The sequence below is a fragment of the Lacinutrix sp. genome (genome assembly GCF_037625555.1).
Lineage (GTDB): Bacteria > Bacteroidota > Bacteroidia > Flavobacteriales > Flavobacteriaceae > Lacinutrix.
Genome location: NZ_JASJHV010000029.1, coordinates 1 through 10,335 on the forward strand (window position 1 = coordinate 1; position 10,335 = coordinate 10,335).

Genomic DNA, 10,335 nt, shown 5'->3' on the forward strand with positions numbered 1-10,335 from the left:
TCCAACAAAAGATACAATTACAGATTCCATACCTCTCATCTTTCCGTTAATAGTAATGTCTGAATCTTCTAGCACAGCATTTAAGCCATTAATAAACATTAGAAGTTCTGTAACATGGTCTTCGTTTTCACCTTCTTTAACATAAAATTTTACCACTAGACCGTTGTGTTTCATTTCCATTAATTCTTCTAAAGAACCAGAACGAGACTTAACCCAATTACCCATATCGTTTGAAATAGTTTTATTGTCTGTAGCCAAAGTTTTAAAACTCGTAATACTCTTTACCATATCCATAAAATCTTTAGTATCTTCATCATCTGTATCAATATTAATCTTAGCTAACATTCTAAACATTTTTGGCTTTATAGAACCGTAAGACACTTCGTTGTTACTACTATATTTTTCAAAAATATCAGTTTGAGCCATAGCTGTAAATGGCATTAATAGTATTGCAAAAGCAAATACAATTAGGGATTTTTTCATTGTGTTTAATTTATGTATTGTGTTCATTTTATTAGTTTTTAATGTGTTTTTTAAAATTTGTTTGTAGTCTAGTGAATTGAGTTTGCGGTTAAAATTTGTTTGTAGTTTTTAAATTTGTTTTGCGCTAAATTCAAAAGAGCTTACTACTTGTTTAATAATCGATCCATTGGGTTGATTATTTCTTTTAAATAGTCAACTTGCGTGCCAGCTTTATTAATTGCGCCTAAATAGCCTAATTGTGCTTTACCTTGAGTAAAATGTTTAGACATAATTGCTAAAGCCTCTTTAGCGTTGTTAACTTCAATTTTGTCTGCTTCTGTAAGTATTAACTCATCTGGATTAGACGTTTTATTTACAAAAATAGATAACATAAGAACTGCAACTGCTGCAACTGCTAACCACTTGTAGTAAAATCTCTTTTTAGTAGAGACCATTTTTGTAAGTGGTAGTTGTTTAGTAAACTGTTCTTGTTGGTTTACCAAAAAATATCCAAACATAGGTTTATACATTTCTAAATGTGGCGCTACAGTTTCTTGCGAAAAATAGTCTTTTAACTGCTGCTCTTCCTTTAGTGATGTCTCATCATTTTCGTACTTTTCTAGTAAATTTTCTATATTATTTAATACCATAATTATGTGTATTAGTTAATTTCTCTCTTATTGTTTTTCTTGCTCTAGATAAAGCTACACGTATTGCAGTTTCATTCATGTCAAGCATTTTTGCAATTTCTTTAAAGTCGTATTGCTCTATATCTCTTAATTGTATTACCATTTTTTGCTGTTCTGGTAATGCTTCCATTATTTTACCAACCCAGTCAATACTATCGTCTAATTCTACTTGTTTTTGTAGTGATACGCTATGATCTTGGTAATTACTATGTACAATTTTTAAATTTTGTGCTTGTTTAGACTATAACTTATCGAAACAAAAATTCTTTGTCATTGTCATAGAAAATGCTTCTACATTTTTATAATCTTTAATCTTTGCTTTATTTTTCCATAACTTAATTAAAACTTCTTGTGTTGCATCTTCAGCCTCTTCTCTAGACACTAGCAATCTTTTTGCTAGTCTAAAGACTTTATCCTTAAAAGGAGATACAATATTTAAAAACTCTAACTGTGTCATTTAAATTGGTTGGCTTATGCTATTACGACGAACGTGTTTCAATTTTGTTACAAAACAATTTTATTTAATTAAAAATAAGTACTTTTAATGTGAAAAAGAAAACAATACGAATATGAAAACTTACAAAAAAATTCTTGCAACAGCTATTTTATCTGCATTTTTTATTAGCTGTTTTGAAGATAAAGATGATACTCCAGTAAATACAATAGATATTAATGAATTTGTATATCGTGGCATGGATACTTATTATTTATATCGAGATCAAGTTGATGATTTAATTGAAGATAAAGCGAATAGTGCAGAGTTTAATAATTATTTGAATGGTTTTAATTCTCCTGAAGCACTTTTTGAAAATCTAATTTATGATAGAACAGGTACAGATAAATTTAGCTGGATTGTAGACGATTATATTGCACTTGAACAACAGTTTAATGGCATTGTAACATCTAACGGAATGGAGTTTGGTTTGCAACGATACTCGCCTGTAAGCGATAATATATTTGGAGTTGTACGCTATATTTTACCAAACACAAGTGCAGAAAATAATAACTTACAACGTGGCGATTTATTTAACGCAGTAAATGGTATACAATTAACAGTTAATAACTGGAGAAGTTTACTTGGGCAAGATAGCTTTACTCTAAATCTTGCAGAATATAATACTAATGGCACTTCTACAGTAGATGACGATAGTATAGATGAAACACCAAGTACAATTGTCCTTAATGCAATACAATACGTTGAAAATCCAATTTTTAAAACAGAAATTCTTCAAGTTGAAGATGAAAATGCTGGTTATCTTATGTATAATGGGTTTGTTAATAATTTTGATACTGCCTTAAATAATGCTTTTGCAGAATTTAAAGCTAATAATGTACAACATTTAATACTAGATTTGCGCTACAATCCTGGTGGCTCTGTAAACTCTGCAACTCTTTTAGGTAGTTTAGTTACAGGTCAATTTTTTGGGCAAGTATTTGCAAAGTTACAGTACAACAGCATTCAACAAAGTAGAAATTTTGATTATACTTTTGTTAACACGAATGATGGTAATGTGCTTAATAATTTAAATCTCAATAAAGTATATGTAATTGCTACAGGTTCTTCTGCATCTGCTAGTGAGATGGTAATTAATAGTTTAGATGCCTATATAGAGGTAATAACAATTGGTACTAAAACCGTTGGAAAATCTCAAGCCTCAATTACGCTTTACGATTCTCCTAACTTTAATAGAACAGAAGCAGATCCTCGTCACACTTATGCTATGCAACCATTAGTTGCAATAACTGTGAACAAAAACAATGCTCAAGTACCAAATAATGGCTTAATACCTTTTATAGAAATTGAAGAAGAAATAAACAATTTTGGAATACTAGGTAATCCATCAGAACCACTTTTAGGTGAAGCACTTGCTCATATTGCTGCTACTAATCGAGTGGCTAATAAACCACCTAGCAAAACTACAGATGCTATTTTTGATAGTAACGATTTGTTGCCACTTAGTAAAGAAATGTATATTAAGAACTAAAAAGAGTCTACAAAATATAAGCTCTTGGTTTATTTTAATAAATTGATTAATTAAAATGAATACGTTATAAATTTAATTTAAATCCAAAACGATAGTTTCTTCCTCTGGTTGAGAATCTATAAACTTCCTCGCAATCTTCATCTAAAAGATTACTAACACCAGCAAATAATTGCAACTTGTTATCCAAAACTTTATGGTTAATATTAAAATTAACTAAGCTAAAAGATTCTAGAGTTCTTCTGTCAATAAAATCTGGTTCGAATGCTGCTGATGTTCTCTCTCCAGTAAATTGAAAATCTAAAGACATGAATGTTTTATCACACATTTGGTAACCTAAACTTGCGTTTACTTTCTGTTTAGGCACGCGTAAAATTGCGGCATCATTATTTTCTGTAAAAGTATAATTAGCATTAAAAACTAAAGCTTCAATGGGTTTATAAGTTAGCTCTACTTCCACTCCATTTACTGTAAATTCGTTATCAATATTTTGATACTCACTCTCAAAAGTAACAAAATCTAAAATCACAAAATCAATTGCATTTTTTTGCGCTCTATTAAAATATAAGCCACTAAATCTTAATTTATCCTTTAATACTTTAGCTTCAAAACCTGCTTCTATTGTTCTATCTTTTTGAGCCTCAAGATTTGCATTACCAAAACCTGGAACAAATAATTGATATAAGGATGGTGTAATATATGCAGTACTGTAAGAACTCATTAACTTAATGGTATTGTCTTTTAATTTTAAAACATAACTTGGGTTTAAGTTATAAACCATGTTACTACCATATTCACTATGGTTATTTAAACGTAAGCCAGCATTAATATTTAATCCAAATTCTGCTAAATAAGTCGCGTTAGCGTAAGCATCTATATTTTCATCATTTGCTGTTTGTTCAGAAATTGTTGTAAAATCGTCTGTATTATTCATATCAGATTTCACATAGTTAACACCTAAAACAGTGAAAAAATTATAACTAATCTTGTATTTATTAAAAGCATCTACTACAAGTGATTGTGCATAAAATTTTGCAGGAAAACCTGATTCGAATTCACGTTCTACAGTATTTATTGCAGCATTTACATTAACGCTTCCTTTTTTGTATTTATATTTTGGTGCGATACCAAAACGGTATTGCTTGTTGCTAGATATACTGTTTTCGTCTGCTAAAGTAAATCCACCATCAAAACCTGTTCTATAGTTATCATAGTTAGCATATCCAGAAAGGTTAAAATTATCGCTAAAAGTATAGCCTAACTTAGCATTAGTAGAATATTTAGAAAACACATCGCTTTCATTTTCCGGCTGTCCTTCTACAGAACGAATAGCAGATAAACCATCGGTAAAAGTATTGCTAAAATTCACCTGATAGTTAAATTGTTCTAAACTGCCATGGACACCTACTGCATTAGTAAAATTATTGATGTCAAAATCAGAGTCATTTTGAGCATTATTAGTTCCTATAAAATAAGAGAAATTTGCGCTAATTTTTTCATCACCTCCTTTTTTAAGCTGAATATTAATAATTGCAGTAGATGCTCTATTACCATATAATGCACTAGAAGCACCTTTTAAAATTTCTATAGATTCTATTTGATCTATACTTAATAAGTTTAAATCGAAATTACTTTCAATTTGCGAAGGATCATTAACTGCTATACCATCTATAAGTACTAATATTTGTCGGTTTTGACCTCCTCGTACAAATGTACTTAACGTATTTCCTGCTTGACCATATTGTCCATTAATTGTGATACCTGATTTGGTATTAATAATTTCGGCAACAGTTTGTCCAGATTTTTGTTCTAGTTCTTTAGCTGAAATTTTAATTACTGTCTTACCAGAATTCTCTCTTTTTAGCTCGAAACGCGAATCGGATAGAATCACTTCATCTAAGTCAATTGGTTTTACTTGATTTTCTTGGATTTGCGAAAACGCAATACTTGAGGCAAGCATACATAGCAAGCCAAGAACATTTTTGTTGTTCATTTTAAAATAAATTAAATCGAGAGCGTATAGGTTTCCATACAGCAACTTTTATCCCGAAAGTTATACTTGTTTTTTGTTGAAAATGGCAGGTCTCCTGACTCGTTTTATGTTATTATACCTTCCCAGCTAAAGCCAGTGGTTTGAAGTAATAACACCTTCTAATGAAATACTAAATTAAATTTAGTAAAAACTTACAGTTGCGGGAACAGTTCTAGAATTCAACTAGATTCCCTTTTAATTCATTTAATTAATAACTAAACGAAACCAAAATTCTTTACGAATGTAGACTGTTTTTTAGCTATAGACTAATTAAAATTACTTTTTCTTATTTAACTTATAGAAGAGATAAATAAAGCCAATTAAAAAATATAGTAAAATAATGCCTCCTACTATATATATTATTAAATTTGAATTATTATACATAGTCTAGATTTTAATATAAATTTACAAGAATTTTACCATCCTAAATGTCACTAATGTTACAAAACAAGTCTTTTTTATTATTCTTACTATCCTTTTTGCTTTTACTTAATTGTAAGCAAGAAAATACATTAAAAAAAGAAGGCTTAGAAAACACAAAAAATAATAGTGTTATAGACGGAAAAGAAATAAATCTTAAGTATGCCGAAGGTTTTAAAGTTTTTAAAACTAAAGACTACACACTATTAACTATCAAAAGTCCTTGGCCAAATTCTAAAGAAGAATATCAATATTTACTTTATAACACTATTAGTAATTATGATTTAAAACTATCTAACACTTTAAGTGTAAACAAAAGAGTAGATATAAAATATCCCATAAAAAGAATAGTAGTTACTTCTACTACACATATTCCTGCTTTAGAACTTTTGGGTGTAGAACAAACTTTAGTTGGTTTTCTTGGAACAGATTATGTTTCTTCTAAAAAAACAAGAGTTAGAATTGATAATGGAAGTATTAGAGAACTTGGTAAAATTGAAGGCATAAATACTGAAGTTCTATTAGAATTAAACCCAGATGTTGTTGTTGCTTTTGGTGTAGATGGAAAAAGCAAATCTCTTGAAACAATAAAAAAAGCAGGAACTCCTGTGATTTATAATGGAGATTGGATAGAAAAATCTGCTCTGGCAAAAGCAGAATGGATAAAGTTTTTTGGAGTACTCTACAATAAAGAAAAAGAAGCAGATTCTATTTTTAATATCATAGAAAAAGATTACAATAAAGCCAAAACACTTGCAAAATATGCAAAAGCCAAACCCACAATTCTATGTGGAGCCATGTATAAAGATATTTGGTATCTACCAAATGGAACAAGTACAGAAGCACAATTTTTAAAAGATGCTAATACAAATTATCTTTGGAGCCAAACAAAAGACAAAGGTAGCATTGCTCTTAACTTTGAAGTTGTTTTTAATAAAGCAAAAACTGCAGATTTATGGTTAAGCCCATCCTATTACACCAATAAAGAAGAATTATTAAAAGCAAGTACTCATTATTTAAAATTTAGTGCTTTTAAAAATGATGAAATCTATACGTTTGCAAATACTACTGGAGAAACTGGAGGTGTTTTATATTACGAATTAGGTACTGCAAGACCAGATTTAGTTTTAAAAGACATTGTTAAAATTTGTCATCCTGAGCTTTTACCAGATTATGAAACTTTTTTCTTTAAAAAATTAAAATAGTACAGCAATTTTTAATTCATGAGTAAAAACTACAAATACAACTTTATTATTCTTTCAATAATTCTTGTAATACTTTTTTTTGCGAATGTTAGTTTAGGCTCTATATCAATACCGTTTAAATCTATACTAAATAGTTTCTTTTCTAATTCAGACGACTATACAAGACAAGAATACATTATTCAAAACTATAGATTACCAAAAGCAATAACTGCAATACTAGTGGGTTCTGGTCTGGGAATTTCTGGATTATTAATGCAAACTTTATTTCGTAATCCGTTAGCTGGACCATTTGTACTAGGTATTACTTCTGGTGCTAGTTTAGGTGTTGCTTTATTAATAATGGGCTCCTCGATTTTTGGAGGCTTTTTTGCAACACTTTTAATATCTAAATGGAGTTTGGTTATAGCTGCAAGTTTAGGTAGTTTTCTTGTATTATTAACTGTTTTAATAGTGTCATCAAAAGTAAGAGATACTATGGCTATTTTAATTATTGGCCTTATGTTTGGTAGTATTACTGCAGCAATAGTAAGTGTTCTTTCTTTTTTTAGTTCAGCGGAAGGATTACAACAATATGTTTTTTGGGGATTTGGTAGTCTAGGCGATTTGCAATGGACAGAGATAAAAGTCTTTATAATTATTTATGCCATTGGTATACTTTTTAGTATTGCTTCTATAAAAGCACTAAACACACTTTTATTAGGAGAAAACTACGCAAAAAGCCTAGGTTTAAACTTAAAGCAAAGCCGACTTATTATAATTATAGCTACTAGCTTACTTGCTGGCACTATAACTGCTTTCGCAGGACCTATTGCGTTTATTGGCTTAGCAATACCACATATAACTAGACAATTATTTAACACAACTAATCATAAAATATTATTACCAGCAGTATTCTTGTTTGGCGCAATTGTAATGCTAATTTGCGATAGTATTGCACAGTTACCAAGTAGCGATTATTTTTTACCAATTAATGCTATAACCTCATTAATTGGAGCACCTGTTGTTATTTGGCTATTAGTAAGAAAGCGTAAAATGGTTTTTTAAATGAATTATAACAAACAACATACAATCCTAAAAACTACAAACCTTTCTATTGGTTATCAATCTAAAAAGGTTAAAACCATAGTAGCATCAAACATAAATTTAGAATTACAAAAAGGACAGTTAATAGGATTAGTTGGAGGAAATGGTGTAGGTAAATCTACTTTATTACGAACGATTACAAATGTACAACCTGCTTTAAATGGAGATATTAGCATTCATAACAAATCTCTAAACCATTATCCAGCCTTAGACTTAGCAAAAGTATTGAGCTTGGTTTTAACTGAACAAATTGCTTCTAAAAATTTATCTGTTTTCGAATTAATAGTGCTAGGAAGACAACCCTATACAAATTGGATTGGCAGTCTAACAACCGAAGACAAAGAAATGATTAACATTGCCATTTCTCAAACAAATATAGAAACTTTAAAAAACAAAAGATGCTTTGAACTTAGTGATGGCCAACTACAAAAAGTAATGATTTCAAGAGCTTTAGCTCAAGATACAGATTTAATTATTTTAGATGAGCCAACAACGCATTTAGATATGTATCACAAAGCTTACATCTTAAAATTACTTCAAAAAATTACAAAAGAGACAGGTAAAACTATACTATTCTCTTCTCACGAAATAGATTTAGCAATACAATTATGCGATACTATTATTGTTATGACTGATACTAAAGTAATTTCAGATACTCCTTGTAATCTCATAGCAAAAGGGACATTTAATAATTTATTTCCAAAAGATTTAATTGCTTTTGATGAAAACACAGGAAGTTTTAGAGTTAAGAAATAAGTACAAAACTTCAAGCTTCAAACTTTAGCCTTACGTTGAAAAAAATTATCTTTGATAAAATTCAATATTTATAATGAACGATAACCTTATTCTTATTCTTGCAATTCTAGTTTCTGCAGCTATTGGTGCCTATTTAGGTATGCTTTTTAATAAACTTAAAAGTAAAAGTAAACAAAGCACTTTACAAGAACGCCAAAGCCAAATGCAATCTACAATAGACGATTTAAAACAAAATCTAATTAAAATAGAAAGCGAACGTGAATACATTAGAAATGAAAAAGAAATTTTAAATCAAGAATTAGCAAGAAAAAGTACAGAATTCGAAAACTTACAAACTCAAAATTTAAAACAAGATGAAGAATTAGCAAAACAACAAGAACAGCTAAGAAAAGATTTTGAAATTATGGCCTCTAAAATCCTTGATGAAAAAAGCGAGAAATTTACACTTCAGAATAAAGAAAATATAAAGAATATTTTAAATCCGCTTCAAGAAAAAATTCAACTTTTCGAAAAGAAAGTAGACGATACGCAAAAAGAAAGCATCAGTATGCATTCTGCTTTAAAAGAGCAATTGTTAGGTTTAAAAGATTTAAACCAACAAATGACAAAAGAAGCTACAAACCTAACTAGAGCACTAAAAGGTGATAGTAAAATGCAAGGAAATTGGGGAGAACTTGTTTTAGAACGTGTGCTTGAAAAATCTGGTTTAGAAAAAGATAGAGAGTATTTTGTGCAGCAAAATTTCACAAGAGAAGATGGCTCTAGAGTCTTACCAGATATCGTTTTGCATTTACCAGACAATAAAAAAATGATTATTGACAGTAAAGTTTCTTTAACAGATTATGAGCGTTATGTTAATGCAGATGAAGATGAACGTGAAGCTTTTTTAAAAGAGCATATAAATTCTATTAGAAAGCATGTGGACCAGCTTTCGGAAAAGAAATATGAAGATTTGTACGATATAGAAAGTCCTGACTTTGTGTTACTTTTTGTTCCTATTGAACCTGCTTTTGCTGTTGCAATAAATGCTGATAATTCGTTATACAATAAAGCATTCGAGAAAAATATTGTTATTGTAACACCTTCTACGCTATTAGCAACCTTAAGAACGGTTGATAGTATGTGGAATAACGAAAAACAACAACAAAATGCTATTGAAATTGCACGTCAAGCTGGTGCTTTATACGATAAATTTCATGGTTTAGTAACTGATTTAACTGGTGTTGGAAAAAAGATTGATGCTGCAAAAACAGATTATTCTGCTGCAATGAATAAGTTAGTTGAAGGTAAAGGAAATCTTGTTACAAGTGTTGAAAAAATAAAAAAATTGGGAGCTAAAGCTAAAAAAGCATTGCCTGAAGCTATTATTAAACGTGGTAGCGATGAGCATTAATTGAACTAAAACAAATAGAATTTTATGAATTTCTAATAAAAACATTTATTTTAATCTTACTTATAATAGCTGGTTATTTTGCATTTATTTACTATATATCTTACAGTGAGGGTGTTCGCGCTGGAGAATTAGTGAAATTTAGTAATAAAGGTATTTTATTTAAAACTTGGAAAGGTGAAATTAGCCAAGGTGATAGTGAGGCTCAAATTTTTAAATTTTCGGTAGAAGATGGAGAAACTAAAGTTATAGAAGACTTAAAAGGTTATAAAGTGAAAATTGAATTACCAGAAAACTATTAATATTCTTTTTAGTA

At 29.5% G+C, this 10,335-nt stretch carries 8 protein-coding genes, 2 pseudogenes and 1 riboswitch; of the genes and pseudogenes, 6 read left to right on the plus strand and 4 right to left on the minus strand.

Annotated elements, in window-relative coordinates; genetic code table 11:
* The 3 genes and pseudogenes from QNK89_RS01655 to QNK89_RS01665 form a co-directional block, all read right to left on the minus strand.
* Window positions 1-483: DUF4252 domain-containing protein (locus QNK89_RS01655; RefSeq protein ID WP_340169242.1), on the minus strand; the 483-nt coding region annotated here is incomplete at its 3' end.
* Window positions 484-626: 143 nt separating this feature from the next.
* Window positions 627-1,112: a hypothetical protein gene (locus QNK89_RS01660; protein WP_340169243.1), complete on the minus strand. Its 486-nt coding sequence runs from the start codon at window positions 1,110-1,112 to the stop codon at window positions 627-629.
* Window positions 1,099-1,608 (minus strand): annotated as a pseudogene (locus QNK89_RS01665) (sigma-70 family RNA polymerase sigma factor). The gene QNK89_RS01660 and the pseudogene QNK89_RS01665 overlap by 14 nt, the downstream one beginning before the upstream one ends.
* 112 nt (window positions 1,609-1,720) lie before the next feature.
* On the opposite strand from QNK89_RS01665, the gene QNK89_RS01670 reads away from it, so the two are divergent.
* Window positions 1,721-3,136: a S41 family peptidase gene (locus QNK89_RS01670; RefSeq protein ID WP_340169244.1), complete on the plus strand. Its 1,416-nt coding sequence runs from the start codon at window positions 1,721-1,723 to the stop codon at window positions 3,134-3,136.
* Between the two features lie 64 nt (window positions 3,137-3,200).
* On the opposite strand, the gene QNK89_RS01675 is transcribed toward QNK89_RS01670, so the two are convergent.
* Window positions 3,201-5,126, minus strand: a complete 1,926-nt coding sequence (locus QNK89_RS01675) for a TonB-dependent receptor plug domain-containing protein (RefSeq protein ID WP_340169245.1) — start codon at window positions 5,124-5,126, stop codon at window positions 3,201-3,203.
* 66 nt (window positions 5,127-5,192) lie between these two features.
* A riboswitch (cobalamin riboswitch) is annotated at window positions 5,193-5,410 on the minus strand.
* 192 nt (window positions 5,411-5,602) lie between these two features.
* Between QNK89_RS01675 and QNK89_RS01680 the strand changes: the two genes are divergently transcribed.
* The 5 genes and pseudogenes from QNK89_RS01680 to QNK89_RS01700 form a co-directional block, all read left to right on the plus strand.
* Complete coding sequence (locus QNK89_RS01680; RefSeq protein ID WP_340169246.1) at window positions 5,603-6,790, plus strand: ABC transporter substrate-binding protein; 1,188 nt, start codon at window positions 5,603-5,605, stop codon at window positions 6,788-6,790.
* Between the two features lie 18 nt (window positions 6,791-6,808).
* On the plus strand, window positions 6,809-7,834 hold the full coding sequence (locus QNK89_RS01685; RefSeq protein ID WP_340169247.1) for an iron ABC transporter permease: 1,026 nt from the start codon (window positions 6,809-6,811) through the stop codon (window positions 7,832-7,834).
* A complete protein-coding gene (locus tag QNK89_RS01690) occupies window positions 7,835-8,629 on the plus strand; it encodes an ABC transporter ATP-binding protein (protein WP_340169248.1) in 795 nt (264 codons plus the stop codon).
* Between the two features lie 73 nt (window positions 8,630-8,702).
* Window positions 8,703-10,022, plus strand: coding sequence for a DNA recombination protein RmuC (gene rmuC / locus QNK89_RS01695; RefSeq protein WP_340169249.1), 1,320 nt, complete (start codon window positions 8,703-8,705; stop codon window positions 10,020-10,022).
* Window positions 10,022-10,291: pseudogene (locus QNK89_RS01700) on the plus strand (6-phosphogluconate dehydrogenase); the annotation flags it as partial. The gene rmuC and the pseudogene QNK89_RS01700, both read left to right, overlap by 1 nt.
* Window positions 10,292-10,335 lie beyond the last annotated feature (44 nt).

Bases quoted from the DNA above. Each gene is read 5' to 3' on its own strand.
- QNK89_RS01685 (WP_340169247.1), top strand. From the start codon at position 6,809: ATGAGTAAAAACTACAAATACAACTTTATTATTCTTTCAATAATTCTT.
- QNK89_RS01670 (WP_340169244.1), top strand. From the start codon at position 1,721: ATGAAAACTTACAAAAAAATTCTTGCAACAGCTATTTTATCTGCATTT.
- QNK89_RS01680 (WP_340169246.1), top strand. From the start codon at position 5,603: ATGTTACAAAACAAGTCTTTTTTATTATTCTTACTATCCTTTTTGCTT.
- QNK89_RS01660 (WP_340169243.1), bottom strand. From the start codon at position 1,112: ATGGTATTAAATAATATAGAAAATTTACTAGAAAAGTACGAAAATGAT.
- rmuC (WP_340169249.1), top strand. From the start codon at position 8,703: ATGAACGATAACCTTATTCTTATTCTTGCAATTCTAGTTTCTGCAGCT.
- QNK89_RS01690 (WP_340169248.1), top strand. From the start codon at position 7,835: ATGAATTATAACAAACAACATACAATCCTAAAAACTACAAACCTTTCT.
- QNK89_RS01675 (WP_340169245.1), bottom strand. From the start codon at position 5,126: ATGAACAACAAAAATGTTCTTGGCTTGCTATGTATGCTTGCCTCAAGT.